Origin of the sequence: Thalassotalea sp. SU-HH00458, from assembly GCF_040362795.1 — a bacterium.
Lineage (GTDB): Bacteria > Pseudomonadota > Gammaproteobacteria > Enterobacterales > Alteromonadaceae > Thalassotalea_H > Thalassotalea_H castellviae.
In genome coordinates this window covers 251,593-277,429 of sequence record NZ_BAABWW010000001.1, presented here as the reverse complement: position 1 = coordinate 277,429, position 25,837 = coordinate 251,593, and the positions used below count along the sequence as shown (strand labels likewise).

28 protein-coding genes and 1 tRNA gene are annotated in these 25,837 nt (G+C 38.0%); 16 read left to right on the top strand and 13 right to left on the bottom strand.

The annotated features are described in order from the left end of the window. Positions 1–122: 122 nt before the first annotated feature. Entirely contained in the window at positions 123–287 is a 165-nt protein-coding gene (locus ABXH06_RS01250; protein ID WP_353517018.1) for a hypothetical protein, read from the bottom strand. A gap of 128 nt (positions 288–415) precedes the next feature. On the opposite strand from ABXH06_RS01250, the gene ABXH06_RS01245 reads away from it, so the two are divergent. Next, a complete protein-coding gene (locus ABXH06_RS01245) occupies positions 416–910 on the top strand; it encodes a GAF domain-containing protein (protein WP_353517017.1) in 495 nt (164 codons plus the stop codon). Positions 911–980: 70 nt separating this feature from the next. Here the strand turns inward: ABXH06_RS01245 and ABXH06_RS01240 are convergent, their stop codons facing one another. From ABXH06_RS01240 to tkt, 7 genes are all read right to left on the bottom strand, one after another. Continuing rightward, positions 981–1,391, bottom strand: a complete 411-nt coding sequence (locus ABXH06_RS01240) for a GNAT family N-acetyltransferase (RefSeq protein ID WP_353517016.1) — start codon at positions 1,389–1,391, stop codon at positions 981–983. A gap of 98 nt (positions 1,392–1,489) precedes the next feature. Next, on the bottom strand, positions 1,490–2,260 hold the full coding sequence (locus tag ABXH06_RS01235; protein WP_311578036.1) for a DUF481 domain-containing protein: 771 nt from the start codon (positions 2,258–2,260) through the stop codon (positions 1,490–1,492). Continuing rightward, on the bottom strand, positions 2,250–3,080 hold the full coding sequence (locus tag ABXH06_RS01230; RefSeq protein ID WP_311578034.1) for a mechanosensitive ion channel family protein: 831 nt from the start codon (positions 3,078–3,080) through the stop codon (positions 2,250–2,252). The genes ABXH06_RS01235 and ABXH06_RS01230 overlap by 11 nt, the downstream gene beginning before the upstream one ends. A 280-nt stretch (positions 3,081–3,360) precedes the next feature. Beyond that, the gene (fba, locus tag ABXH06_RS01225) at positions 3,361–4,425 is read right to left on the bottom strand and encodes a class II fructose-bisphosphate aldolase (protein ID WP_311578032.1); all 1,065 of its coding nucleotides are present in this window, start codon (positions 4,423–4,425) and stop codon (positions 3,361–3,363) included. Between the two features lie 379 nt (positions 4,426–4,804). Beyond that, on the bottom strand, positions 4,805–5,977 hold the full coding sequence (locus ABXH06_RS01220) for a phosphoglycerate kinase (RefSeq protein ID WP_353517015.1): 1,173 nt from the start codon (positions 5,975–5,977) through the stop codon (positions 4,805–4,807). 52 nt (positions 5,978–6,029) lie between these two features. Then, on the bottom strand, positions 6,030–7,043 hold the full coding sequence (epd, locus tag ABXH06_RS01215; RefSeq protein ID WP_353517014.1) for an erythrose-4-phosphate dehydrogenase: 1,014 nt from the start codon (positions 7,041–7,043) through the stop codon (positions 6,030–6,032). Between the two features lie 65 nt (positions 7,044–7,108). Beyond that, complete coding sequence (gene tkt / locus ABXH06_RS01210) at positions 7,109–9,094, bottom strand: transketolase (RefSeq protein WP_353517013.1); 1,986 nt, start codon at positions 9,092–9,094, stop codon at positions 7,109–7,111. A gap of 534 nt (positions 9,095–9,628) precedes the next feature. On the opposite strand from tkt, the gene ABXH06_RS01205 reads away from it, so the two are divergent. Further along, positions 9,629–9,763, top strand: coding sequence for a hypothetical protein (locus tag ABXH06_RS01205; protein ID WP_311578024.1), 135 nt, complete (start codon positions 9,629–9,631; stop codon positions 9,761–9,763). Positions 9,764–9,937: 174 nt separating this feature from the next. On the opposite strand, the gene ABXH06_RS01200 is transcribed toward ABXH06_RS01205, so the two are convergent. Continuing rightward, a tRNA-Arg gene (locus tag ABXH06_RS01200) sits at positions 9,938–10,013 on the bottom strand. A 143-nt stretch (positions 10,014–10,156) separates the two neighbouring features. Continuing rightward, positions 10,157–11,317, bottom strand: a complete 1,161-nt coding sequence (locus tag ABXH06_RS01195) for a flagella assembly protein FlgT (RefSeq protein WP_353517012.1) — start codon at positions 11,315–11,317, stop codon at positions 10,157–10,159. Between the two features lie 143 nt (positions 11,318–11,460). On the opposite strand from ABXH06_RS01195, the gene ABXH06_RS01190 reads away from it, so the two are divergent. Together ABXH06_RS01190 and ABXH06_RS01185 are read left to right on the top strand one after the other, a co-directional pair. Further along, a complete protein-coding gene (locus tag ABXH06_RS01190; protein ID WP_311578020.1) occupies positions 11,461–12,108 on the top strand; it encodes a FlgO family outer membrane protein in 648 nt (215 codons plus the stop codon). A gap of 12 nt (positions 12,109–12,120) precedes the next feature. After that, positions 12,121–12,588: an LPP20 family lipoprotein gene (locus ABXH06_RS01185; protein WP_311578018.1), complete on the top strand. Its 468-nt coding sequence runs from the start codon at positions 12,121–12,123 to the stop codon at positions 12,586–12,588. 82 nt (positions 12,589–12,670) lie between these two features. On the opposite strand, the gene ABXH06_RS01180 is transcribed toward ABXH06_RS01185, so the two are convergent. From ABXH06_RS01180 to flgA, 3 genes are all read right to left on the bottom strand, one after another. After that, positions 12,671–13,102: a flagella synthesis protein FlgN gene (locus tag ABXH06_RS01180; RefSeq protein WP_353517011.1), complete on the bottom strand. Its 432-nt coding sequence runs from the start codon at positions 13,100–13,102 to the stop codon at positions 12,671–12,673. 32 nt (positions 13,103–13,134) lie between these two features. Next, a complete protein-coding gene (gene flgM, locus ABXH06_RS01175; protein WP_311578014.1) occupies positions 13,135–13,449 on the bottom strand; it encodes a flagellar biosynthesis anti-sigma factor FlgM in 315 nt (104 codons plus the stop codon). A 74-nt stretch (positions 13,450–13,523) separates the two neighbouring features. After that, on the bottom strand, positions 13,524–14,216 hold the full coding sequence (flgA, locus tag ABXH06_RS01170) for a flagellar basal body P-ring formation chaperone FlgA (RefSeq protein ID WP_353517010.1): 693 nt from the start codon (positions 14,214–14,216) through the stop codon (positions 13,524–13,526). A gap of 177 nt (positions 14,217–14,393) precedes the next feature. Between flgA and ABXH06_RS01165 the strand changes: the two genes are divergently transcribed. From ABXH06_RS01165 to flgK, 12 genes are all read left to right on the top strand, one after another. Beyond that, on the top strand, positions 14,394–15,326 hold the full coding sequence (locus ABXH06_RS01165; RefSeq protein ID WP_353517009.1) for a chemotaxis protein: 933 nt from the start codon (positions 14,394–14,396) through the stop codon (positions 15,324–15,326). 35 nt (positions 15,327–15,361) lie between these two features. Further along, the gene (locus tag ABXH06_RS01160; RefSeq protein ID WP_311578007.1) at positions 15,362–16,195 is read left to right on the top strand and encodes a CheR family methyltransferase; all 834 of its coding nucleotides are present in this window, start codon (positions 15,362–15,364) and stop codon (positions 16,193–16,195) included. Between the two features lie 71 nt (positions 16,196–16,266). Next, on the top strand, positions 16,267–16,662 hold the full coding sequence (gene flgB, locus ABXH06_RS01155; protein WP_311578006.1) for a flagellar basal body rod protein FlgB: 396 nt from the start codon (positions 16,267–16,269) through the stop codon (positions 16,660–16,662). A gap of 16 nt (positions 16,663–16,678) precedes the next feature. Then, positions 16,679–17,098, top strand: a complete 420-nt coding sequence (flgC, locus tag ABXH06_RS01150; protein ID WP_311578003.1) for a flagellar basal body rod protein FlgC — start codon at positions 16,679–16,681, stop codon at positions 17,096–17,098. Between the two features lie 19 nt (positions 17,099–17,117). Next, a complete protein-coding gene (locus ABXH06_RS01145) occupies positions 17,118–17,804 on the top strand; it encodes a flagellar hook assembly protein FlgD (protein ID WP_311578001.1) in 687 nt (228 codons plus the stop codon). A gap of 57 nt (positions 17,805–17,861) precedes the next feature. Further along, positions 17,862–19,211: a flagellar hook protein FlgE gene (gene flgE, locus ABXH06_RS01140; RefSeq protein ID WP_311577999.1), complete on the top strand. Its 1,350-nt coding sequence runs from the start codon at positions 17,862–17,864 to the stop codon at positions 19,209–19,211. A gap of 174 nt (positions 19,212–19,385) precedes the next feature. Continuing rightward, on the top strand, positions 19,386–20,129 hold the full coding sequence (gene flgF, locus ABXH06_RS01135) for a flagellar basal-body rod protein FlgF (RefSeq protein ID WP_311577996.1): 744 nt from the start codon (positions 19,386–19,388) through the stop codon (positions 20,127–20,129). A 20-nt stretch (positions 20,130–20,149) separates the two neighbouring features. After that, positions 20,150–20,938: a flagellar basal-body rod protein FlgG gene (gene flgG / locus ABXH06_RS01130; protein ID WP_311577993.1), complete on the top strand. Its 789-nt coding sequence runs from the start codon at positions 20,150–20,152 to the stop codon at positions 20,936–20,938. A gap of 17 nt (positions 20,939–20,955) precedes the next feature. Beyond that, positions 20,956–21,639, top strand: coding sequence for a flagellar basal body L-ring protein FlgH (gene flgH / locus ABXH06_RS01125; RefSeq protein ID WP_353517007.1), 684 nt, complete (start codon positions 20,956–20,958; stop codon positions 21,637–21,639). A gap of 49 nt (positions 21,640–21,688) precedes the next feature. Beyond that, positions 21,689–22,780 carry a flagellar basal body P-ring protein FlgI gene (locus ABXH06_RS01120; protein ID WP_503012477.1) on the top strand — a complete coding sequence of 364 codons (1,092 nt, stop codon included), beginning with the start codon at positions 21,689–21,691 and terminating at the stop codon, positions 22,778–22,780. A 15-nt stretch (positions 22,781–22,795) separates the two neighbouring features. Continuing rightward, a complete protein-coding gene (gene flgJ / locus ABXH06_RS01115; RefSeq protein WP_353517005.1) occupies positions 22,796–23,755 on the top strand; it encodes a flagellar assembly peptidoglycan hydrolase FlgJ in 960 nt (319 codons plus the stop codon). Between the two features lie 56 nt (positions 23,756–23,811). Continuing rightward, positions 23,812–25,833 carry a flagellar hook-associated protein FlgK gene (gene flgK, locus ABXH06_RS01110; protein WP_353517004.1) on the top strand — a complete coding sequence of 674 codons (2,022 nt, stop codon included), beginning with the start codon at positions 23,812–23,814 and terminating at the stop codon, positions 25,831–25,833. Positions 25,834–25,837 lie beyond the last annotated feature (4 nt).

The following is a 25,837-nucleotide window of genomic DNA, read 5'->3' as shown; positions in this document are numbered from 1 at the left end:
AGGTGCAGGGCAAGCAAATGTGATTTAAACGAGTTGTTAGAGGAAAGTGTTTAAAGTGATAGTGCGACAAAACAATGTGCCAGTACGTCATTATTTTGTCTATAGCGTTGCCAAATTCAAAATTAATTATGGGCTGTATGAAGTTGAAAGGCTCGGTCTAGTGCTTTTTCATTTAACATTCTTAACATATTTTTCTGTGGCGAATTGAAATGTTGAGCCATTTCCGTTTCAATTTGTTTTTCAGACAATTTGATCGAATGTGTTTGTAATTTTAATTTAGCTTCCATTTGAATGCCTTAGTTAAGTATCGGTACTTTATATATCGACAGCTTGCGGAATTTATTTAATTCTTTTATCGGTGAAATCATTTATTCACGCTATAATTGCAATATTGATCATATATTTCTATGTTTTTATGCCGCAATCTGCTCAGCTCTCGCTCTATTTAAGTAACCCACGAGTATCACTTAAGGACAAGTTACATAAAATATGTCGAGCCGTTAAGTCGGATGTTTCAGCGTGTGATCGCGTCAGTATTTGGCTGTTTAATGATGATTATTCTGAAATGACGTCATTAATCTGTATTGATGAAAACGGGCAAAAATCGGCAGGAGAAAAGTTATTTTCAAAAGATTATGGTGATTATTTCTCTCATATAATTAACCATCAAATTTTAGTCGCATCAGATGCGAGAGAGCATGCTATTTCTAAGTGCTTTAACCTTGGATATTTTGATGTACATAATATTTATTCGTTGCTTGATGTGACCTTCACAAAAGATAACGATACCCCTTTAGGGATTATCTGTTGTGAACGAACAGGCAATATAGCGAAGTGGAAAACGGATGAAATAGAAATATTAAAAAATATTTCAACTAAGGCATCTTTATTTATCAGTAATAGTTATTAGTCTCAACCTTTCATTAAAAAGCGTACAAGTTTTCAGTCAAAGTAAAAATAAGTTAATATAAAATAAGTAATTAAATGAATTTACACATTGCTTTCCCTAAGGGGAGCCCTGTACGTTCAATATAACCGTATCGAGTATAAAACCCTTCCTTACCTTGAGCCGACAATAAAGCAATTGTAGCACCTTGTTTAACCGTTTTCGCTAAATAACTTTCTAGTTCCTGCATAATCGCATGACCAACACCTTTTTGTTGAAACTGTGGCGATACGACGAGATCCTGAATATAAAAATACATAACACCATCGCCAATCACTCGAGCCATACCTATCAGTTTGTTTTCAAGGTATACACTCACGTGAAATAAAGATTGTTCAAGACTTTGTTGAGCCATTGCTAAATCAATAGACCCCCAGCCTACTAGCTCCCTTAATGCAGCAAACTCTTCGGGGGAAGGCGGCTCATGTTTTATACAATACTGCATGTTAATCTTTTATGTTCTCTTGATTTTTGTCGTTAAAAAAAGCAACCAGTTAAGATAAATGGTTGCTTTTAAGTCAGTTAATTAAGTAGATGTGATGATTAAAAGCTATAAACTAAAGTCATCGCTGTTTGAGTATCGGTTCTATCCGTACCTTCATCTACTTCTGTATTGTGATCAATAATAAAGGAGAATTTTAACGCTAAGGTTTCAATTAATTTTGTCGTTATTGAAGTTTCAGCTTTGTATTTACTATTATCACCACTACCAGGTGCATATTTAGCACTTAAAAGTTGTTTAAAGTTAACATGATCATTGATTTTTCTTAAATATAACGCTTGAGCCTGGATAATAAATGCACTTTGCGTTTTACTTTCCATGGTATCTGTTGCTTTAATTACATCTCGTTTATAACCAGGACCAATATCAGCAAACAAAGATGCTTTTTTATTTTTAAACCATTCACGACCCCAACCAGCAGAGATAGAGCTCTGGTTTTCAAAACCACTGAAGCGATTATCTTCATAGGCGATATCACCATAGATATAGTTTTTGCTGGATTTATCTAAAGTGTAATTTGTTTTAGATTCTACAGTCCATTTTTGGTCTGACGTTTCAAATTGTTCGTTGCCGTCTGCATCGGTTTTTTCTGTCTTTTTTACTAATAAATCCATAGCAAAAGTACTACGCCAAAGCGCTTCTTCATATTTAACGTCAAAGCCAGTTTTTATATCGGCACTTTTCGTGTTACCAGTTTTATAAAGTAAGCCTAATTCTGCAGAAGCAGTAATTGGGGATTTTTCTTCATCTTCTTGTGCAACACTAATAAAAGGCAGACAGCAAAGCGTTGCGATAATAATTTTATGATTCATTTGAATTCTCTTGATTTACGTGTACAGATAGTTGTGGATAAGGAATCTCGATGCCAGCTTCGTCTAAAGCTAATTTAATACTTTCTAATAATTCGAAGTAAACAGGCCAGTAATTTTCGGTTTTAACCCAAGGACGTACTACAAAATTAACTGAATTGTCAGCCAGTTCACTCACACCAATAGTAACCGCTTGATCTTTCAAGACGAGTTCATGATTTGACGTAATTTGAGTTAAAATTTCGCGTGTTTTGGCAAGATCAGCATCATAACTAACACCAATAATTAAATCGATACGCCTGGTTGGCTTTTTCGAGTAGTTAGTTATTGTGCCACTGGTGATAGAGCCGTTAGGGATTATTACGGTTTTATTGTCGCCGGTACGAAGCTGTGTTGAAAAAATATTCACTTCTTCAACGACACCTGCAGTACCTGATACTTCAACGAAGTCACCTGATTTAAAAGGTTTTAACGTGATCAGCAAAATTCCAGAAGCAAAGTTAGATAATGAGCCTTGTAAGGCTAAACCAATCGCTAAACCAGCAGCACCTACAATAGCAACCAATGAAGAGGTGTTAAATCCTAAATGCGAAATAGCAGCAATAAACGAGATTAAAATAACTAAACCGTAAACCAAGCTAGAGGTAAAAGAAATAACGGTGTTGTCGACATTTTTATGTTCGAGCAGTTTTTGCACGCCTTTACGTATTAGCTTGGCGACCATCTTACCAATAAATAAAATAAGCAAAGCAACAATAAATTTAATTGCTATATCCTGAAGCATTACTTGGTTGTTATTAAACCACGATGTGATAAATTCCATAAAAAATCTCCCGTTTATTGTGAGTGCGAATTATAATCAATGATTAACTGCTTACCAACTATAATTTGGTTATTTTTACATAAAAGAAGGGATTACCACGAAACCTAGGTGAACTTGTTAATATTTTGTTAATAAAGGTTGCAAGCGAAAGTTACAGTTATTTTAAGTGAGTTGTATGTGAAGCGGTGGCAAAAAATTGCCATTAAAAAAGGCGTAACCTCAAAGATAACGCCTTTATTGATTGCCCAAGGAATACTTTTGGGACTTGATCTACTTATGCTTATTTAACTAAAGCTGCTAATTCGCCGCGTTGATATTTTTCAAACATATTCTCAAGAGAAATCGGTTTGATTTTATCGGCATTTCCAGCAGTGCCAAAGGCTTCATAACGAGCAATACAAATATCTGTCATCGCTTTGGTTGTTTCAGCTAAGAATTTACGAGGGTCAAATTCGCTCGGGTTTTGGGCTAAAAATCGACGTGTTGCTCCGGTAGAAGCTAAACGTAAATCCGTATCGATATTTACTTTTCGCACACCGTATTTGATTCCTTCACAAATTTGCTCAACAGGCACACCATAAGTTTCAGGTATCGCTCCACCATATTCATTGATAATCGCTAACCAATCTTGTGGAACCGATGAAGAGCCGTGCATCACTAAATGTGTATTTGGAATGCGAGCATGAATCGCTTTAATGCGGTCAATGGCTAATATATCCCCTGTTGGTGGGCGAGTAAATTTATAGGCTCCATGTGATGTACCACAAGCAATTGCCAATGCATCTACTTGTGTTTTATTGACAAAATCAGCCGCTTCTTCTGGGTCAGTTAACATTTGATCCATTGTTAACTTTCCTGCCGCGCCAATGCCGTCTTCTTCACCAGCTTCACCGGTTTCTAATGAACCTAAACAACCTAGTTCACCTTCAACTGAAACGCCACAAGCATGAGCCATTTCAACAGTTCTTCGAGTTACATCTACATTGTACTCATAACTTGCAGGTGTTTTGCCGTCATCCATTAATGAACCATCCATCATGACAGATGAAAAGCCTAATTGAATTGAACGCTGACAAACACTAGGTGAAGTACCGTGGTCTTGATGCATAACAATTGGAATATGAGGAAATTCTTCGATAGCGGCTAAAATTAAATGACGTAAAAAAGGAGCTCCAGCGTATTTACGGGCACCCGCAGAGCCTTGTAATATAACAGGGCTGTTGGTTTTATCTGCGGCAATCATAATTGCGCGAACTTGCTCTAAATTATTAACATTAAATGCCGGGATGCCGTATCCGTTTTCCGCGGCGTGATCTAACATTTGGCGCATAGAGACTAAAGCCATGAATGAACTCCTAAGTTATCATTGTAACAATACACACTATAAATAAGTTTCATAACGAAACAATATTCTTTCAAGTCGTAATTGTATCAGAAAAAAAAACACTTTGGCACTAACTAAAACGATTAGATGTTTATATTTAAGCAGTAATTATTCTAATGTTAGTCAACTTTATAGAAAAATTACAACAAAATGCGCTGTAAAACGAAAGAGGAACGAAAGGTAAATTGGTTGTTTAGTAATTTTACTACGAAAGTACGTTTTAGAGTTAAATGAAAGCAAACAAACTATTTATTTTTTTTTTTAAATATATGATTAAAATAAAAAACCACAGCCGAAAGCTGTGGTTTTTTACTTAAGTATTACGGTGGATAATACGATTTTATTTCGCGCGTTGTTCTAAAATTTCAACCGCAGGTAATTTTTTCCCTTCAAGAAATTCAAGAAAAGCACCACCGCCTGTAGAGATATAAGAAACTTTATCAGCAATATCATATTTATCAACCGCTGCTAATGTGTCTCCGCCACCGGCAATAGAAAAAGCAGGACTTTCAGCAATGGCGTGTGAAATTACTTCAGTACCTTTTGCAAAAGCGTCAATTTCAAAAACGCCTACTGGACCATTCCATAAAATGGTTCCAGCAGCCTTGATAATTTCAGCCACTTTTTCTGCTGTTTGTGGTCCGTAATCAATAATGTCATCCTCTGCTGAAACTTCAGATAATGCTTTTATTGCTGTTTTAGAATCATGTTTCCAATCACTGAAACCGTCTCTTGTTACGGTAACGTCATCAGCAAAAATTACTTGTGTTTCTTGGCAAAGACGTTGTGCTTCAGGGATCAAATCTTTTTCGTATAACGAGTTACCCACTTCATTACCAGCGGAAGCAACAAAAGTGTTTGAGATGCCTCCACCAACAACTAGCGTATCAGCAATTTTTGATAACGAATCTAAAACAGTTAATTTCGTTGAAACTTTTGAACCACCAACAATTGCTACTAATGGTCTAGCAGGGTTATCTAGTGCTTTACCTAAAGCATCTAATTCCGCTGTTAATAAAGGACCTGCACAGGCAACAGGCGCGAATTTTGCTACGCCATGGGTACTTGCTTGGGCGCGGTGAGCTGTGCCAAAAGCATCCATAACAAATACATCACATAATGCTGCAAGTTTTTTTGCTAACGCATCATCATTTTTCTTTTCACCGATATTAAAGCGAACATTTTCAAATACGGCTAATTCACCCGCGCCAACTTCTACACCGTCTAAGTAATTACTAACTAACTTAACAGGTGCTGATAATGCTTCTGTTAAGTAATTAACAACAGGTTGCAATGAAAATTCTTGATTAAATTCACCTTCGGTAGGACGGCCAAGATGAGACATTACCATAACTTTTGCCCCTGCATCTAAGGCAAGCTTTATGGTTGGTAATGCGGCTCTTAAACGAGCACCGGAAGTTACTTTTCCTTCGCTAATTGGCACATTTAAATCTTCACGAATTAATACTCTTTTTCCTGCTAAATCTAAATCGGTCATTTTAATAACTGACATGGTAAATTTCCTGTTCGTTAATGTTTATAAAGCTAAATACTAAAGTTTATTGTTAAAGTAGGGTAGATAGTACCCTTGTGGTGTCTAACATTCTGTTGGCAAAGCCCCATTCGTTATCACACCACACTAACATTTTTACTAAGCGTTTATGACTCACTCGAGTTTGATTACCATCCACTATGGCTGAATGAGGGTCATGATTAAAATCAATAGAAACCAGAGGTTCTTCAGTATAACCAAGGATCCCCTGTAAACCATTTTTTTGCGCATTGATGATTGCCTGATTTATATCGGCAATAGAAACATCATTTGATACTGTTAAGCTTAAGTCCATTGCGGTTACATTGATGGTCGGCACTCGCACTGCAATGGCTTCAAAACGGCCTGAGAATTTAGGTAAAATTCGCTCTATGCCAATTGAAAGTTTGGTATCTACCGGAATAATCGACTGACTAGCGGCACGTGATCTGCGCAAATCTGGATGATATGCATCTATTACTTGTTGATCATGCATGGATGAATGAATCGTAGTAATAGAACCACTTTCGACACCAAAAGCTTCATCAATGACTTTAATGACAGGGACAATACAATTGGTTGTGCATGAACCGTTACTGACAATATTGTCTGACGGGGTTAAGGTTTGTTCATTTACCCCAAAAATAATGGTGGCATCGACATCATTTGCTGCCGGATGTGAATATAAAACTTTTTTAGCGCCATTGGCGATATGTTGTAAACCATCAGCCTTACTTGCATAAAAGCCTGTGCAATCTAAAACAATATCAACGTGTTTTTCGGCCCAGTTTATTTCTTGAAAATTTTTGTGATGAGAAAGCATTACATCATCACCAGCGATATTTAAATGCTCGCCAATGAGTTGAACCGGACATGAAAATCGGCCATGGGTACTGTCATACTTTAATAAGTGAGCAATACCTTCTGGATCTGCGATTTCATTGATAGCAACTAAATTAATATCAGTTTTATGGTTATTTTCATAAAGAGCGCGCGCAACACTTCGGCCGATACGACCAAAACCGTTAATAGCAATATTTACAGACATATAGAAAGATCATTTAAGAGAATTAACTGGCACCCTAGATAGTTAATTGCTAGGGTGCCTTATGTTTAAGCGAGGCTGTTTACTGTTTTTATTACATTATCAACAGTAAAACCAAAGTGTTCGAGTAATACTCCGCCTGGTGCTGACTCACCAAAAGTAGTCATACCGACAACACCACCGTTAAAGCCAACATATTTATACCAAAAATCAGTATGTGCCGCTTCTATTGCGACCCGCTTTGTTACTGAGCTAGGTAATACCGACTCTTTATATTGAGCATCTTGTGCATCAAAAATGTTTGTTGAAGGCATAGATACAACACGAACGTGGTCACCAAGTGCTTCAGCAGCTTTGACTGCTAGGGCTACTTCAGAGCCAGTCGCAATTAAAATAACTTCAGGTGTACCTTGGCTGTCTCGTAAAATGTAGCCACCTTTTTTAATTAAAGCGACTTGTTCTGCTGTACGCGTTTGTGCAGGTAAACCTTGACGAGAGAAGATCAATGACGTCGGAGCATTTTGACGCTCAACGGCATTTTTCCAGGCTACAGCAGATTCTGTTGCATCAGCTGGACGCCATGTCACCATATTTGGTGTCGTACGTAAGTTAGTTAATTGTTCAACCGGCTGATGGGTTGGACCATCTTCACCTTGGCCAATAGAGTCATGGGTGTAAACAAAAATATTCTGAATCCCCATTAACGCTGACATACGAACAGCATTTCGTGCATATTCCATAAACATCATGAAAGTCGCACCGTAATTAATAAAACCGCCGTGTAGCGAAATACCATTCATTATGCCTGACATGCCAAATTCACGAACACCGTAAAAAATGTAATTACCTGCAGCATCGTCTTGTATACCTTTTGAACCCGACCATAACGTAAGGTTTGAACCGGCTAAATCAGCTGAACCACCTAATAATTCAGGCAACATAGCGCCGAATTCTTCGATAATATTTTGTGATGCTTTACGAGAGGCGATATTTTCTGACTTAGCTTGGCATTGTTGAATAAAATCATTGGCTTTTGCTTCAAACTCTTTTGGCAATTCACCTTTTAAAACACGACGTTCGTATTCTGCCGCCAGTGCAGGGTGTGCGGTTTGGTAAGCAGCAAATTTTTCATTCCAAGCAACTTGGCTTGTTTGGCCTTTTTCTTTTTGATCCCAATCAGCATAGATATCGGCAGGCACTTCAAAAGGACCATGCGACCAATTTAATTTTTCGCGTGTTAAAGCTATTTCGTCATCGCCTAAAGGTGCACCATGACAATCGTGTGTCCCTTCTTTATTTGGCGAACCAAAACCGATAATTGTTTTACAACAAATCATGGTTGGCTTATCGGTGACTGATTTAGCTTCTTCAATAGCTGCAGTAATAGCTTGAGGGTCATGGCCATCAACATCGGCAATAACGTGCCAACCATATGAGGCAAAGCGTTGAGGCGTATTATCAGTAAACCAACCTTCTACCTCACCATCGATAGAAATGCCGTTATCATCCCAAAAAGCAATCAGCTTACCTAAGCCTAAAGTACCGGCGAGTGAACAGGCTTCGTGAGAAATACCTTCCATCAAACAGCCATCACCTAAAAAGCAATAAGTGAAGTGATCAACAATATCGTGACCTTCTCTATTAAATTGCGCGGCTAAGGTTTTTTCTGCGATAGCCATACCAACGGCATTTGAAATCCCCGCACCTAATGGACCTGTGGTGGTTTCAACGCCCGGTGTGTAACCATATTCTGGGTGGCCAGGAGTTTTAGAATGTAATTGACGGAAGTTTTTAATTTCCTCAATCGGTAAGTCATATCCTGATAAATGTAACAAAGAATAGATAAGCATCGAACCGTGACCATTCGATAAAATAAAACGGTCACGATCTGCCCAATTAGGATCGGTAGGGTTATGCTTTAAAAAATCACGCCATAATACTTCGGCGATGTCAGCCATGCCCATTGGGGCACCAGGGTGACCAGATTTTGCTTTTTGTACGGCATCCATACTTAATACACGGATGGCATTGGCGAGTTCTTGACGCGACGGCATAATAGCTCCAACTATTCTAATTTTATTGAGGGTATATAAAAGTGCCGCTATTTTCGCCTAGAGTAGCCCTTCACTGCAAATGTTATTACGTTATTTGTTATATTTTCTTGCTAAAAATGTGCTTCACTGAACATATCGGCCTTGATTCAGTTGATTACTAAATTAAATGACTTTTTCTAACCTCTTTTTTAGTGAAATCGAGTTAGTTGAATTGGGTTAGTAGGGGTTAACTCGTTGGGTTAGTTATATCGCACCAAAGAATAATTACTACGCTTACTGGTTATTTTCTTCATGACTAAATAAATGGAACACTTTCAAGGGCGCAATAATTACGGTAAATACTGAGGCGTTTTTGATGTTCTGTTTTCGTCAAACATTCATGGATAAATAGGTGGTGCTGCCTTGCAATAGAATAAAAAGTGGCTCATTATTTACTTTTTCTATTAAAATCATTGAAATAGCAATCTGAATCGTATAAGTTTTAACCGCAGTAAAATTTAATAATAAAAATATTCCTTGCTGGCAGGATCTATAATGAACAAATCGTCTTCGAAAGGGATAAAACTGACAACCGTAATATTTGCCGTACTTGTATTAGCGTTGTCAGCCATATTGAGTAATACCTCAGTAGCTGGAGACACGGACGTAACGACAGAACAATCGAATTAGTTTTCGAGTGAATATAAATGAAACCTCGTACTTACGGGGTTTTTTTTATCAATAAAATAATGTTTTGCGGCTGAAATTTTCTTGCTAGGAAATGAATACTTCCTTTTATCAAATATTCGTCATTTTATAATCGTTAAAAGGCATTGGTAAATCTTTCAAATAGTGAAAAGCTAGTGGCGTCCTCACCAGGACTCGAACCTGGAGCAGCAGCTTAGGAGGCCGCAGTTTTATCCAGTTAAACTATGAGGACGTAGGTTTTATTTAAAATGAACTAGGCTAATAATATTTTGCTTGCGCGGGAAAGTAAAATGACTTTGTAGAATGAAATGCAGTTGAACCATTTTATTCTACAAAATCGAGAAACTAGTGGGGGAGTTCATAACAATCGTAGTTTTAATACCTAACCGCTAAATCGTCTTGTTGTATATTATCGAGCATTTCACCTTTTGATGATACGGCTAACGCACTTTCCTCAGATACTTGGATTATTTTTACTGTAAAAGGACTAATATTAAAGCCCGCGTAAACCTTTCCTAAATCAGAGGTAAAATTTTTGGTGTGTAATAAAGAAAACTCATCACCTTCTTTTACTCCTTGGCGTTTGCCAAGGTTGATCATCACTTCATTACCAGAAACCTTCACTATTTTCCCTCTGGTGGGTTGGCACATCATATTGTCATCAATGTCTGTGATCACGGCATTTAAAGTTTGATTGATAATATTGCCATATTCACCTTGCCAAAAGGTATTAGAGTTAACGTCTACTTGATCTCTAATAGAGTAATGCCAAGGCGCAGAGTTTTTGTAATTTTGATTAAATACTAGTTCGCCATTACTGCCATTGTATATATAGATACTAAAATTAAAATGACGATCGTAAATATCTTCTTGCCAAAATTGCCAACTATTATTTTCTACGTTCGCAAAAGAAATATCGTTAATTTCAGAAAATAATACATATTGACTGCCACTGAGATCTGATAGAGACATCGTCAGTTTTTTTATTTTATCTGCTTGTAAGCTATAGTTATAACGTGAAAATTCCGTATTGTTTTTTAGTACAAGTTTAGTGTCTAAATATAAACCGTCAGCATTTATTTTTTTCGCAAGTCTTTTAACAAGTACTTTATCTAGTGAATAAATACCACCAATATTGGCTTGTTCACGGTTTTTAATATGACTTTTAGTAATTAATAAGGATTTACGATAATCAGCGGAGAAACATTGCCGTTCTTTAGGGAAAATATCTGCACGAATAGTGACAGTTACCACATTACCACTATATAGTTCATCAATTAGTTCAAATGAATTTACTTCACCACTGGCTCTAATATTGATCTCATCTTGCATTAATAAACCATTAACGACTTGTTGGACACTTGATACAGAAGCCCCCGCAACTAACAATGCTTTTTTTAGCGCATTTTCAATGGCTTTAGTTCTTGCCTGCATTTTAGAGCTATTGATGATTGCATGCCCTTGTGTTTCATACCATTGTGCAAACGATGGCACACTGAAAATAGCGGTAAATATGATAAAAATTAAGCTGCGCATAACTATCTCGACTTTAAACCACGGAGAATATTTTAATTAACCTGACGTATGCACTTTTTATGCCTAAAAGTAGAGTTGTGAAAGTTGGCTTAATTTATGCTTTGTAAAACCTAAAATATCGCGTTGTAATTGAGGGGCGCCTAATGAAAAATTGGCTATTAGTTTTAGTGGTACCAACTTTGGTATCCTGCAGTATGCTTTCATCTGATGATGACTTTTATCGAATTTCACAACAAGAAAAGAGTGAAATAGATAGTTATGAACTGCCAAAGCATGCGATTAACGATGTTGTAAAAGGATTAGCTTATCAAATGCTTGAAAGCAGCTCCTTTGTAAATCCTCAAACACCTATAGCCGTTGCCTCATTTGTTGATCTAAAAGATTTAGAGTCGACTAACTGGCTAGGGAATCAACTTTCAGAAAGCTTTGTACATGAACTGCAACGTCATGGGCTTATCTTAGTGGACTTTAAAACCACTGGCCATATTCGTGTGACGAAAGATGGCGATTATGTTTTTAGTCGCGATTGGAAAGAATTACCAGAACGCCAGATTATTGACTATGTAGTTACAGGTACCATGATGAAGCAAGAAAATGGTATTTTGGTTAATGCCAGAATGATTGGTATGCAATCAAGGGTTGTTGTTGCTACCGCCCAGTCTTTTATTCCCAATTGGGTTGTCGGTGATGAATTGCATCGAGATGAAAACGTTAGAATAAAAGACGGTATGATTTTACGTAAAAGTGACATGTTGACTGAAGATGCTCGTGCAGTTGAAATTCATCAATAAAAGGTAAACTTTATGATTAATTCATTACAGAAAGTTGCGTTATTGGGAATTACTATTCTTACATTAACGAGTTGCAGTACGATTTATGATAAGCATGTGCAATGGCAAACGATAAAGCCTGAAAGTTTTCCGGTGATTACTGCAATAGGCCAGGCTCCAATCAGCTTACAAAAATCGAATAATGAAACTCAACGGATGTTAATGGCCATTAATGCCTCAAAAATTGCCGCGTATGCTGAACTTGCCGAACAAGTGTATGGGCAACAAATTAATAGTTCAACGTCTATGTCTAACTTAATATTAAATGATCAAGAGTTTAAAACGTCAGTGCAAGGGGTTATCCGTGGGGCAAAAGTGATAAAAAGTTATCCTGTTGGCGATACTTATACAACAGAGCTTCATTTGGATTTTAAAGACGTTTATGAATTATATATTGCCTCAAGTCATCATAAAGAAATTAAAGAAGTTCGATATTATTAACGAACTTTCGTACTGCTCAGACAGCTAGAAAAAACGCCAGTAAATACTGGCGTTTTTTTATAAAGTTTAAAAAGGAAAGTTATTAAGCTTTGAGGTCTAAACTACTTAAACCACCACTTGTTTTACCTTTGCTATCATAAGTCATTGAAGACTTATTATGGCTATGGAGCAGAGAGGTTTTCATACGCTCTACTGCCAATTGAGATTGCGCAATGATTTGGCCATTGACATGATTCTTGTCTTTGCAACGTAACAATATTTCTTCAATCAAACTTAATTGCTCTTCGTACAGTCCTTGAGATTTCTCTTGTTTAAACAAAATACTTTGCTCAAACTGTTGATCAAGAGTTTGAATTGCTACGAGTAAGTGATTTTTTTCGTCGGTAATTTCTAGTAATTTGTCAGGATCTTGTTTTTGTAATACATCTTTTTCGCGATCTATTATTATTTCTAATTGTTGTAATTGCATTAATTGCTTTTCAATTAGACTCAAATTAGTTGCTTCAGTTGTCACACAAAAATCCTTTCACAGATTGAAAAAAAGTTTTAATTAAGTTTAAACTCAAAGCCAGCAATACTTGCTGCTAATTTTTCTGGGTCAATTTTATATTCACCCGAAATGATCGCTTTTTTCAACTGCTCAACTTTCTTTTGGTTGACGGCAGGCGCATCATTTGCTTTTTTCTGTAATTCACCTAATTGTTTTGCTTGAGGTGTAATAGAAACAGAATCTTTACTGGCAACCTTGGCTTGTTCGGCAACAACTGAACTTTGTGTTGCTTGTTGTTTAACCTGGGTTTGCTGATCAACTTTTTGTTTAACTTGATTGTTATTCGACAAGTTATTGATATTTATAGCCATAATTAATTCCTATCGGCAATTAAACTTTATTACTATCTTGTTATCGGCCAAACGCCTAAAATCTTTAAAAAATATTATAGATTAATTACTACTTGGTTGATAGCGTTAACTTGCGCATTTATTGTTCTACCTGAACGCGTGTTCTTCACCTTTACTTGTTCACCAAAAGTAGCATTTTTAAGTGCAATACCCGCCGTTTTAATCATAAAATTATCAGACTTTGCAATGATGGTGACATTCTCATTTTTACATACAACGCAAATTGCTCTTTTGGTGATGATGGCACCTTGAGAAAGTGTTCTTTTAGAGCGAGCGCCGATAATTAAATCTATGTCGTCTAAAATTTCACTACGTATGCTATTTAACTCTCGCCATTCAACCATAATATTACTTTTATCAAGTATAGTTCCTTTATTTATTTTATATTTGGTCGCTAACACGGGAACAGTTACTGTGACTCTAACTGGAAGAAATAAATGCCATGGCGTTGAACTTTCACAAGAAATTTTAACATTTACATTTCTACTTGAGTAATTATCGGGTATATTTGCCGTTAATGGAATTGCGCAAGGTTTTAAGGTAATCCTTGAGTCAATTGATGCAGGTTCAATAACACGTTTACCTCTTATAGGAACGGGTGTATTGCTTTCTACAAATTCTTTGGCGAGGTTTATAATAAACGCACGATCATAAATATTTGAATAAGCTAAAGATGGAAAATGACTTATCAAAAATAAAAAAGTTATAAATATCTTTAATTTGCTCATAAATTTTGTAATCTTTTATTAGGGAAATTTAAATACTCGTCTATGCTTAGTAGAGATATTGTAAATGTAAAAATAGTGTCAATTTTCAGTCGACTCATTTCATTTACTCTTTTACTATCAAGAATTGTGCCTTGTTAGACACATAGTATAAATAGAAGCGCTTTATAAGAGGTTTGTATGGCAGGAATTTTAGACTCGGTTAATCAACGTACCCAATTGGTGGGGCAAAACCGACTTGAACTTTTACTTTTTAGATTAGTAGGGCCTCAACGCTTTGGTATTAACGTTTTTAAAGTGCGAGAAGTCATGCCATGTCCGCGCTTAACATCTTTACCAAAACAAGATAAGTACATTAAAGGTGTTGCTCATATTCGGGGACAAACTATTTCAGTCATCGATTTAAGTAAAGCGACTGGCGGTCCTGAAATTATCCCTGATGAAAACTCTTTTGTGGTTATTGCTGAATATAATAGAAGTGTTCAAGGCTTTTTAGTTGCTGCTGTCGAACGAATAGTTACCTTAAGTTGGAAAGATGTTATGCCTCCTCCTGAAGGTGCCGGTAAATCAAGTTATTTAACCGCAGTAACAGAAATCGATAAACAAATGGTTTCTATTTTAGATGTTGAAAAAATCCTGAATGAAATTAGTCCTATTTCCACTGAACTCAGTGATGATGTCATAGATGATAGTGTAGGTGATAGCATCGGTGAACGTGTCATTATGATTGCGGATGACTCTACTGTTGCTCGTAACCAAGTGAAAAGAGCATTAGAGCCACTTGGTTTAAATATGGTCTTAGCTAAAAATGGCCAAGATGCGTTGGATCAATTAAAAGACCTCGCCGAGGGATTAAATTGTATCACTGAAAAAGTCGCTTTATTGATTTCTGATATTGAAATGCCAGAAATGGACGGTTACACACTTACCGCTGAAATAAAAAGTAATGAACAATTACGAAAAATGCCGGTGATTTTACATACATCGTTAAGTGGTGTATTTAATAACGCCATGGTTGAAAAAGTTGGTGCAGAAGATTTTATTCCTAAGTTTCATCCTGATGAACTGGCAACAGCAGTGAAAAAATGGTTGAAACCTAGTGATGTATCCTAATTGTATAATAGTAGTTTAAAGGCGGAAATAATATAGTGTCAGCTAGACAGCTAGATGATAAAAGCTATCATCAGTTTAGAGAATTTCTAGAACAACAATGTGGTATCGTTCTAGGAGAAAATAAACAATATTTAGTTAAAAGCCGCCTTGCTCCTTTAATGGCAAAGTTTAATGTTGACTCATTAGGCGATCTTGTTTCTCGCACTTTAAGTCCTACCGAACGTCAATTACGTGCCGCTGTGATAGATGCTATGACAACGAATGAAACCTTATGGTTTCGTGATGAATACCCGTTTGAGTTATTGAAGTCGAGATTATTTCCTAGCTTTACTGGCCAAAGAACACCATTAAAAATATGGTCAGCGGCGAGTTCTTCAGGACAAGAGCCTTATTCTATTGCTATGTCTGCACTTGAATATCAACAAGCTAATCCTGGTAGTTTACCGGGAAATGTTCAAATTATTGGCACTGATATCTCAAACACCATGTTAGAACACTGTAAATATGCGCATTATGATTCTTTAGCACTTTCTCGCGGTTTATCTCCTGAACGAAAAAGACTCTTTTTTGAGAACGGTGATAACGGCATGTCAAAAGTGAAAGACTCGGTAAAAAAATCTGTTAGTTTTCGACAATTAAATCTGTTAGGCAGTTATAGTTTAATGGGACGGTTTGATATTGTATTTTGCCGTAACGTATTGATTTACTTTGCCCCAGAAATAAAAATGCAAATACTTTCTCAGATTCATGGTGTATTAAATAAAGGGGGGTATCTGTTTTTAGGTGCCTCTGAATCTCTTTCTAATTTGAGTCAAGATTTCGATATGATCCGTTGTAATCCTGGCATAGTTTATCAAAAAAAATCTTAATTCCTTTCCCCGTATATTTTTTAATGGCACAAATATTGAATAGCTATCTTCATTAGATTGGAGGTAGCCTTATGGCCATTAGTTTCGAAAAAGCGTTTGGTATTCACCCAGCAAGTTTGCAAATTCGCGCCCAAAATGCGGAAGTGATTGCTGGAAATATTGCTAATGCTGACACTCCCGGATACAAAGCTAAAGGAATGGATTTTAAATCTGCTTTAGCGCAAGCGGCAAGCCGGCAACAAACCGGCATGACCCGTACTAATGAAAAGCACTTTGATGTACGCACTGAAATAAATAACGGTGTAGATTATCGCGTTCCAAATCAACCAGATACAGGTGATGGTAATACAGTTGATGCACAAGTGGAACGAAACTTGTATTTAGAAAACTCAATGCATTATCAAGCGAGTCTTCAATTTATGAATGGCAAAATAAAAGGCTTGAAAAAAGCAATAACTGGACAGTAACAGGAGGGCAAGGCTAATGAGTTTATTTAATGTTTTTGATGTCTCTGGCACGGGCATGAGTGCTCAGTCAGTACGTTTAAACACAACGGCAAGTAATATTGCCAATGCAGATAGTGTTAGTAGTAGCATCGATCAAACTTACCGTGCTCGCCATCCAGTTTTTGCCGCTGAGATGCAAAAAGCTGCCGCTGGGCAAGATCAGTCTGTTGGAGTTAAGGTACTTGGTATTGTTGAAAGTAACAAACCGTTAAATGTTGAATACTCACCAGAGCATCCAATGGCAGACTCGGAAGGTTATATATATAAGCCTAATGTTAATGTGATTGAAGAGATGACGAATATGATATCTGCCTCTCGTTCATATCAAACTAATATTCAACTGGCTGAATCAGCAAAAAACATGCTGAATAAAACCTTGTTGTTAGGTCAGAAATAATACTTAGTTAGGAGTAATTATGGAATCGGTTACAGGTGGTAGTCCTTTAGAAGGAATGCGATGGCAGAAGGAAGAAGTTAAGGTTTCTGACGGCAATCAAGGTATGTTGACGCAAGAAGATTTTTTCGCGTTGCTCACGCAAGAGCTTGCGCATCAGGACCCAACTAATCCTACTGATAACAATGAAATGATCTCTCAAATGACGGCTTTTTCAACCACTGATGGTGTTTCGCAGTTAAATGAGCAGTTTACAAATTTCGCTACATCTATGTCTTCAAGCCAAGCATTACAAGCTTCATCACTAGTAGGAAGAAGTGTTTTAGTTGATGACAATGTCTTTGGTATGTCTACAGGTGAAGAGGTGAAAGGTAAGCTAGTGACTGATCAACCGGCAAGTAACGTTAATATTTATGTGGAAAATGCAGCCGGTGAAATTATTCAAACTGTTCCTGTTGGTAATGTTGAGTCAGGGGAATTTGGCTTTACTTGGAATGGTATGACTTCAGCTGGTGAGCCTGCCGCAGAAGGTGCTTATCGATTTAGAATTGCAGGTTTAGTTGATGGCCAAGCTTCTGAAATTCAGGCCATGACTTATCGTAAAGTAGATAGTGTCACACTAGCTGGAGCTGGCGGAAATATAGTATTAAATCTAAATGGTGGTAGTTCAATGGCATTAATAGATGTTGTTGAAGTTTCAGAAAGTTAAATCGAATTTTATAGCCTATTTAGGTTAAAAAACAATTGTTTACAATGAGGTATAGTTATGTCATTTAATATAGCACTAAGTGGTTTAAACGCTGCTCAAAAAGATTTGGATGTAACATCCAACAATATTGCAAACGTGAGTACCGTAGGTTTTAAAGAATCTCGTGCTGAATTTGTTGATGTGTATGCTGCGTCATTACTTGCTGCCGGCAAAACAAAAGTTGGTGATGGTGTGTTAACATCAGATGTTGCTCAACAATTTAGTCAAGGTAGTATTCAATTTACAAACAATGCACTAGACCTTGCAATTACAGGTAATGGTTTTTTTGCTGTTGTTCCTGATATCGATAGTTTAGAGTTTTCTTATACGCGTGCAGGCCAATTCAAGTTAAATAACGATAACTTTATTGTTAACTCTGCGGGTGAGCATTTATTAGGGTTTCCAGTAAACCCTGATGGTAGTTCATCTTCGGTTAGTTTAAGTACTTCTGAGCCAATTAGAATTCCAACAGCATCTGGTGCGCCTGCTCAAACTAGTGAAGTAGACGTAAGAATGAATTTACCTGCAGGTGATGCTGTGATCACTGGTTCTCCAGGCAATTTCGATTTAACTGACCCATTAACGTTTAACCATTCTACCTCGGTAACGGTATTTGATTCGTTAGGTGATAGTCATATCATGACATATTACTTTATTAAAGAAGCACCCGTTGCTGGTCCTCCGGCCTCTAACCCTTGGTTAGTTACAGCTGCGGTTGATAATCAACGGGTTGATTTAGTTGATCCGGCTAATGCGGCAACAGGTATTGATATAAATGGTTTCGATGGCGCACGATTAAACTTTAGCCCTGGTGGTGACTTTTTCTCACAAGTACCTGCTGCAGGATTTCAAACGGCGGCATTAGGTGCTGGTATTTTGACTAACGGCTCTGATGACACTCAGCAAATAGTTATCGACTTTAACCTTGATACTGCTGGCGCAAACCCTAATGAACCTACGCAGTTTGCTTCAAATTTTGAAGTGACGTCACTTGAGCAAGATGGTTTACCGGTTGGACGTTTAACCGGGCTTGATATTGGCCCTGATGGCTTAGTTATGGCGACCTATAGTAATGGTACTTCGCAACCGCTCTCTCGCGTAGCATTAGTAAATTTTGCAAATAACCAAGGATTAACGCAAGTGGGGAATACCAACTGGAAAGAAAGTATTCTCTCTGGTGAAGGTTTAGCAGGTGAAGCAGGGGCAGGTACATACGGTACTATTAATGCTTCTGCTCTAGAGTCATCTAACGTCAACTTAACCAGTGAGTTGATTGATTTGATTTCAGCGCAACGAAACTTCCAAGCAAACTCTCGTTCGTTAGAAGTTGATAATCAATTGAACCAAACGATTTTACAAATTCGTTAATCGACCCTCTTAGGAAAAGCCCTTAAGTAATGTAGATTACTTAAGGGCTTTTTTATTGCTATCATCATCAAATACGACACGACAAGTCATAAGTTTTCCCCCTCAAAATTAACTTCTTTAGTTGGCACTTTCTTTGCATTTATCTACGTAATACTTAATAAATCTGGGTTCATGATGGATAAGATGCTTTACATTGCCATGAGTGGCGCCAAGCAAAATATGAGAGCTTTAGCGATAAATGCCAATAACTTAGCCAATGCTAAGACCACGGGATTTAAAGCTGACTTAGCACAGGCTCGCTCAATGCAGGCTTTTGGTGAAGGTTTACCAACCCGTGTTTTTGCTATGACAGAAAAAGCTAGCCAAAACTTTGACAGTGGCGCACTTTTAACCACAGGCCGAGATTTAGATATTGCGATTCAAGGGCATGGCATGATTGCCGTTCAAGCAAAGGACGGTACCGAAGCCTATACACGTGACGGTCATTTAACATTAACCGAAGAAGGTTTTTTACAAACTCCAAATGGTGATTTGGTGATTGGCGATGCCGGACCTGTGTCTTTACCTTTACCGGTTAATAATATTCAGATCACTAAAGATGGCACTATCATGGTTCAGCCAGCCGGTGCCCCTACGACCATTCAAGAAGAAGTCGGTAAAATTAAACTTGTTAACCCTGAAACTCGTACGTTAGTGCGTGGTAACGATGGTTTATTTCGAGGGGGTAACGGTACTAATGAAGATGCCGATATCAGTATTACCGTTCAAAGTGGCATGTTGGAATCGAGTAATGTCAATCCTGTCAGCGAAATGACAGACATGATTTCCATTCAACGTCAATTTGAAATGCATTTGAAATTAATGAAAACCGCTGAAGAAATTGATTCAGCTAGTGCATCGCTATTGCGTGCTTTCTAAACTAATTATTGAGGTGATTTATGAACCCAGCATTGTGGATCAGTAAAACAGGCTTAGACGCGCAAACGAAAGATATTGCCGTTATTTCAAACAACTTAGCAAACGCGAGTACGGTTGGCTTTAAAAAGAGTCGAGCAGTCTTTGAAGATTTGCTTTATCAAACGATTAATCAACCTGGTGGTCGTTCTGCTCAAGACACCGAAATGCCCTCCGGCTTAATGTTAGGGGCTGGTTCAAAAGTTGTCGCCACGCAAAAAATTCATACCCAAGGGGATATGATTTCAACGGATAATGCGTTGGATTTAATGATTCAAGGGGAAGGTTTTTTCCAAGTACAAATGCCTGATGGCTCGTTGTCTTATTCAAGGAATGGCCAATTTACTATGGATGAAGAAGGCAATATGGTAACGCCTGGTGCTGGTTATTTAGTACAACCACAAGTCACGATACCGCCTGATGCTATTAGTATTATTGTTTCTCAAGATGGCGAAGTGTCGGTGACCTTACAAGGTCAAGCTGAGCCCGCTGTCGTTGGACAATTAAACACAGTTAACTTTGTTAATCCAACGGGATTAGAGCCCATCGGACAAAATTTATTTGTTGAAACCTCGGTAAGTGGTGCGCCACAAGAAGGTGTTCCCGGTTTAGAGGGCTTCGGCATGATTTTACAAGGAGCACTTGAAACCTCCAACGTCAATACGACAGAAGAGCTGGTCAATTTAATTGAGAGTCAACGGGTTTACGAAATGAACTCAAAGGTCATTTCTGCGGTTGATCAAATGCTTAGCTATATCAATCAACAGTTATAACCAATAGGGAGCGTCATATGAAAATTGTAACGATAATATTATGTGCATGGATGACGTTATCTGGCTGTGCCAGTATTGAACAGGCGAAAACTTTACCTGATGATCCTGATTTTGCGCCGATCTTACCTGAAATGCAAGAATCGCCGATTGTACCTACAGGCTCTTTATTCCAAGCTAATTATGTCAATAATATTTATTCAGACTCAAAAGCACACCGCGTAGGCGATATTATTTCGGTAATTTTAAGTGAGAGTACGCAAGCTCAAAAAAATGCCAAAACCGAGCTGAAAAAAGAAAATAGTGCCGTACTGGATCCGATAACCGGTTTGGGAGCTTCTCCGATTACCTTTAAAGATGATGCGATTCAATTTGGCTTAAATCAAACCTCTGATTTTAAAGGTGATTCAAAGTCAAACCAAGGCAATAGCTTAAGCGGTAATATTTCGGTTCATGTATTAAGAGTGTTACCTAACGGCAATTTAATGATCCGGGGTGAAAAATGGATGTCATTAAATAATGGCGATGAATATATTCGCTTAACAGGCATTATTCGCGCACAAGATATTAGTTCAAGTAATACCATAGTTTCATCGAAAGTTGCCAATGCTCGTATTCAATATGCTGGTACAGGTGCCTTTGCGGAAGTACAAGAACAAGGCTGGTTATCTAAGTTTTTTAGTAGTTCTTGGTGGCCCTTATAATTGCCATATATAGGTGGAAATGAATATGAAAGTTGTTATTCAAATAGTAATGTTATTAGCGCTTACTTTTGCTAGTCAGTCGTCAAATGCTCAACGGGTAAAAGACTTAACTGATGTTGCCGGCGTAAGATCGAATCAGCTAGTCGGTTACGGTTTGGTGGTTGGTCTGCCTGGTACGGGGGAGCAAAGCCCTTTTACAGAACAAAGTTTTAAGACGATGTTAAGTAATTTCGGCATTACTATGCCAGCTAGTTTAAAGCCTAAAATTAAAAACGTTGCTGCGGTTGCCGTACATGCTGAGTTACCTGCTTTTGCTAAACCGGGACAAACCATTGATATTACTGTTTCTTCCATGGGGAGTGCGAAAAGTTTACGTGGCGGCACCTTATTACAAACCATCTTAATGGGAATTGATGGTAATGCTTACGCCGTGGCTCAAGGGAGTTTAGTGGTTAGTGGTTTAGGCGCGGAAGGATTAGATGGCTCGAAAGTTATCGTTAATACGCCAACGGTTGGACGTATTGCCAATGGAGCCATTGTAGAGCGTGAAGTGCTGTCTCCCTTTGCCACAGGAGATCATATTACCTTTAACTTGAGAAATTCTGATTTCAGTACGGCTAAAAATTTAGAAAAAGCGATCAATCGCGAGTTTGCTAACCCTAATGATCCATCTACTTTTATTGCCAGAGCCATTGATGCTACGTCAGTTCAAGTATCAGCACCAAGAGATGCCAGCCAACGTGTTAGCTTTCTTGCCGTGTTAGAAAATTTAGAATTTGAGCCAGACACACCTGCGGCAAAAGTCATTGTTAATTCTAGAACGGGCACCATAGTTATTGGCTCTGATGTTCGATTGTTACCCGCGGCAATTACCCATGGTGGCATCACAGTGACAATAAATGAGGCACAAGATGTTACCCAACCTGATGCTTTTGCTGAAGGGGATACCGTAGTTACAACGCAATCCATTGTTGACGTTGATAAAACGGATAATCGCATGTTTGTTTTTGACCCTGGGATCACCTTAGATACCTTAGTTCGAGCCATCAATAATGTTGGGGCAGGGCCTGGAGATGTGATGGCGATATTGGAAGCGTTAGAACAGGCAGGCGCATTACGAGGAGAGCTGATCATTATTTAATGATCTGAAATCGCTATGAATACTAAACTTGCTGATGCACAAAACTTCTTAGATTTAAATGGCTTAAATAATATTCGTCAACAGTCAAATTCTGACGATAAAGCCTCGAAAGAACAGGCATTAGAAACGGCAGCAAAACAATTTGAAGCGATATTTATGCAAATGTTGCTCAAAAGCATGCGAAAAGCCGAAGAAGTTTTAGAATCAGATAGCCCTTTTAATTCTGAGTCCACTAAATTTTATCGTGATATGCACGATCAGCAAATGTCATTAGAGCTATCGAATAATGGTTCGTTAGGTTTATCTGAATTAATTGTTAGACAGTTAGGTGGTGATAGCGAGAACTTTACGCCCAAAAGCCATTTTAAAGCGAATGTTTTTCAAGGTGGAGAAGAAGCAACGAAAAAGAATGATCTCCAAATACCTCATCGTCGTCAATTTCCTGACAATACGACGCTTGAAACTTCAGACACTACAACGAACAATAACGTTGCAAATCATGCCTTTAATGAGCCGCAAGATTTTGTTACGGCATTAACTGAACCGGCAAAACATGTTGAGAAAAAACTAAATATTCCCTTTGAAGTTGTGATTGCACAAGCCGCGTTAGAAACGGGCTGGGGACAAAAAGTGATCAAAACGGCTCAAGGAGAAAGTTCAAATAACTTGTTCAATATCAAAGCCGATGCACGTTGGTCTGGCGATAAAACTCATAAAGAAACCTTAGAATATCAGCAAGGTGCAATGGTTAAAAAACGTGAACCTTTTCGTGTCTATCAAAGCATTGGTGACAGTATCAATGACTACATTAATTTTCTTTCTTCAAATGAACGTTATCAAGGTGCACTTAAACAAGCTAAAAATGTGGAACAGTTTCTGCATAGTTTACAAGGTGCTGGTTATGCGACAGATCCCAACTATGCTAACAAAATAATGGGAACACTGCGTACGGTAACAGGTTTAATTAACAAATAACGAAGCGTTATTTAATTCATTGAGAAAAGATATGTGCATCATTAGGAGTGTTCATTATGGCGGTTAGTTTATTTCAAACTGGAGTGAGTGGTTTATTAGCTGCACAACAACAGTTAGCGACTACTGGTCATAATATTTCCAATGTTAATACTGAAGGCTATACCCGTCAAAGAGCTGAGCAAAATGCAAGTATCGGTCTAGCAAGTGGCGGAAACTATCTTGGCACCGGTACTTATATTGAGGATGTAACTCGTTTATATAATCAATTTACTTATAAAGAACAGTTGTTTACCACCAGTAACTTAGGCAATGCAGACTCTCTTCATAAAGACTTAAATCAATTAAACGAAGTCATGAGCTTCTCAGGCACTTCGGTATTAAATTCTATTGATAAGCTTTATCAAACCATAAATAGTGTTGCTGATAATCCAAATGACCAAGGAATAAGAAGTATTGCACTGAGTCAAGCGGGAATTTTAGCGGCGGACTTTCAATCCCTGAATGAAAATTTTGATCAAATTGAGAAGTCTGTTAATGGTGAAATCAATCAAATTGCGAATAAAATCTCTGAAATTTCTGTCGAACTAGCAAAAATTAATGAGCAAGTGTTACAGAGCCAAGGGCAATCAGTTGGTGGGCAGCCTAACGATTTATTAGATCGTCGTGATCAATTAATTAATGAACTGGGTGAATATACCACAGTTAGTACCGTTCATGATGCTAATGGTGTCATGAACGTGATTATCGGCAACGGCTCAACCTTGGTTGCGGGTATAACTCCGTTAACGGCTACCGTAAAAGCAGGGGACCCTGATCCCTTAAAAACGGAAATACAACTCGTAGGTCCAAACAGCACATTTGCTATGAACCCTGCCAATTTAGGTGGCATTTTAGAAGCTAAATTTGAATTTAGGGATCAGCATTTAGCCGAAACGCGAAGTTCAATTAATCGCATTGCCATGGCTATTTCAGGTACCTTCAATGATGCTCAGGCTGACGGATTAGATCTAAACCAGCAACAAGGGCTAAATATATTTACCGATATTAATACCACTAAGTTGATGCAAGGGCGTGTAGGTATTCCATCAGATAATACCGGTACTGTAGCGGCTAGTGTGCGAATAACGGATGTTTCTTTAGTACCGATTGATGAATACGAAATTGAATGGGATGGTGCAAACTATACCATGACAAATTTAAATACCGGCACGAATCAGACCTTAGTTTTGACCCCGCCAAATGAATATGACACTGGCCTTGGTTTTTCATTTGTTATTGATGGTGGTTCTCCTGCTGTTGGCGATAAATTTGTTATTCATCCGACAGAAAATAGTGCTTCGTTTATGGACGTTACTTTACGTGATGTTAATGGTATTGCGGCAAGTACCCCAATTGAAGCAAAGGCATCATCAAACAATGTCAGCACTGGCGGTGTAAGTATTATAACAATGGATGATCCAGTTGCCGCTCGAACATTTACAAGCACAACCAACACAGGGTTGAGGGTAGATGTTTATGAAAGCGCACCTGGTACATATTCTTACCGAGTTTATGATGGCGATCCTGCGAGTTTGCCGCCGACACCTCCTTCAGTTGTTGGTGCAATAGCTTCGGGGAGTTTTACTGCTGGAAACTCTGCTGTTGTTGACTTACCTCCAGCTCCTGGGACGATGGCTTTTCAAATTGAGATCAGTGGTGATCCTGTTGGCCAAGGGCCATTAGCTCCTGAAATCTATGAAATTAATGATGCGTTTGGCGTAGGCAATGGTGCTAATGCTAGTTTTATGGCGTTAACCCAAGAAACAGGAATTATTAATGGGAATCAACAAACTTTTGGCCAAAGTATGGGGATTTCTACGGCAAATGTTGGTTCAAAAGCTAACTCAGCGGAATTAGTGTCAAGCACTGCAGAGGCTATGTATACGCAAGCTTTTAATCGTAATCAAGCAACAGCTGGGGTGAATTTAGATGAAGAAGCTGCCAACATGCTGAGGTTTCAACAAGCATATCAAGCGTCATCAAAAATAATTTCAGTAGCCACCACTATTTTCGATACTTTATTAGCTGCGGCAAGGTAGGGCT

What these genes read in the sequence shown, in the direction of transcription:
- flgM (WP_311578014.1), bottom strand. Translation starts at nt 13,449, where the DNA reads ATGGCTATAAATATCAATAACTTGTCGAATAACAATCAAGTTAAACAA.
- ABXH06_RS01120 (WP_503012477.1), top strand. Translation starts at nt 21,689, where the DNA reads ATGTTATTAGCGCTTACTTTTGCTAGTCAGTCGTCAAATGCTCAACGG.
- flgH (WP_353517007.1), top strand. Translation starts at nt 20,956, where the DNA reads ATGAAAATTGTAACGATAATATTATGTGCATGGATGACGTTATCTGGC.
- ABXH06_RS01230 (WP_311578034.1), bottom strand. Translation starts at nt 3,080, where the DNA reads ATGGAATTTATCACATCGTGGTTTAATAACAACCAAGTAATGCTTCAG.
- ABXH06_RS01245 (WP_353517017.1), top strand. Translation starts at nt 416, where the DNA reads ATGCCGCAATCTGCTCAGCTCTCGCTCTATTTAAGTAACCCACGAGTA.
- ABXH06_RS01190 (WP_311578020.1), top strand. Translation starts at nt 11,461, where the DNA reads ATGAAAAATTGGCTATTAGTTTTAGTGGTACCAACTTTGGTATCCTGC.
- fba (WP_311578032.1), bottom strand. Translation starts at nt 4,425, where the DNA reads ATGGCTTTAGTCTCTATGCGCCAAATGTTAGATCACGCCGCGGAAAAC.
- ABXH06_RS01165 (WP_353517009.1), top strand. Translation starts at nt 14,394, where the DNA reads ATGGCAGGAATTTTAGACTCGGTTAATCAACGTACCCAATTGGTGGGG.
- ABXH06_RS01250 (WP_353517018.1), bottom strand. Translation starts at nt 287, where the DNA reads ATGGAAGCTAAATTAAAATTACAAACACATTCGATCAAATTGTCTGAA.
- flgJ (WP_353517005.1), top strand. Translation starts at nt 22,796, where the DNA reads ATGAATACTAAACTTGCTGATGCACAAAACTTCTTAGATTTAAATGGC.
- flgK (WP_353517004.1), top strand. Translation starts at nt 23,812, where the DNA reads ATGGCGGTTAGTTTATTTCAAACTGGAGTGAGTGGTTTATTAGCTGCA.
- flgG (WP_311577993.1), top strand. Translation starts at nt 20,150, where the DNA reads ATGAACCCAGCATTGTGGATCAGTAAAACAGGCTTAGACGCGCAAACG.
- epd (WP_353517014.1), bottom strand. Translation starts at nt 7,043, where the DNA reads ATGTCTGTAAATATTGCTATTAACGGTTTTGGTCGTATCGGCCGAAGT.
- ABXH06_RS01195 (WP_353517012.1), bottom strand. Translation starts at nt 11,317, where the DNA reads ATGCGCAGCTTAATTTTTATCATATTTACCGCTATTTTCAGTGTGCCA.
- ABXH06_RS01185 (WP_311578018.1), top strand. Translation starts at nt 12,121, where the DNA reads ATGATTAATTCATTACAGAAAGTTGCGTTATTGGGAATTACTATTCTT.
- flgE (WP_311577999.1), top strand. Translation starts at nt 17,862, where the DNA reads ATGTCATTTAATATAGCACTAAGTGGTTTAAACGCTGCTCAAAAAGAT.
- ABXH06_RS01205 (WP_311578024.1), top strand. Translation starts at nt 9,629, where the DNA reads ATGAACAAATCGTCTTCGAAAGGGATAAAACTGACAACCGTAATATTT.
- flgC (WP_311578003.1), top strand. Translation starts at nt 16,679, where the DNA reads ATGAGTTTATTTAATGTTTTTGATGTCTCTGGCACGGGCATGAGTGCT.
- ABXH06_RS01220 (WP_353517015.1), bottom strand. Translation starts at nt 5,977, where the DNA reads ATGTCAGTTATTAAAATGACCGATTTAGATTTAGCAGGAAAAAGAGTA.
- ABXH06_RS01235 (WP_311578036.1), bottom strand. Translation starts at nt 2,260, where the DNA reads ATGAATCATAAAATTATTATCGCAACGCTTTGCTGTCTGCCTTTTATT.
- flgA (WP_353517010.1), bottom strand. Translation starts at nt 14,216, where the DNA reads ATGAGCAAATTAAAGATATTTATAACTTTTTTATTTTTGATAAGTCAT.
- flgB (WP_311578006.1), top strand. Translation starts at nt 16,267, where the DNA reads ATGGCCATTAGTTTCGAAAAAGCGTTTGGTATTCACCCAGCAAGTTTG.
- ABXH06_RS01145 (WP_311578001.1), top strand. Translation starts at nt 17,118, where the DNA reads ATGGAATCGGTTACAGGTGGTAGTCCTTTAGAAGGAATGCGATGGCAG.
- ABXH06_RS01240 (WP_353517016.1), bottom strand. Translation starts at nt 1,391, where the DNA reads ATGCAGTATTGTATAAAACATGAGCCGCCTTCCCCCGAAGAGTTTGCT.
- tkt (WP_353517013.1), bottom strand. Translation starts at nt 9,094, where the DNA reads ATGCCGTCGCGTCAAGAACTCGCCAATGCCATCCGTGTATTAAGTATG.
- flgF (WP_311577996.1), top strand. Translation starts at nt 19,386, where the DNA reads ATGGATAAGATGCTTTACATTGCCATGAGTGGCGCCAAGCAAAATATG.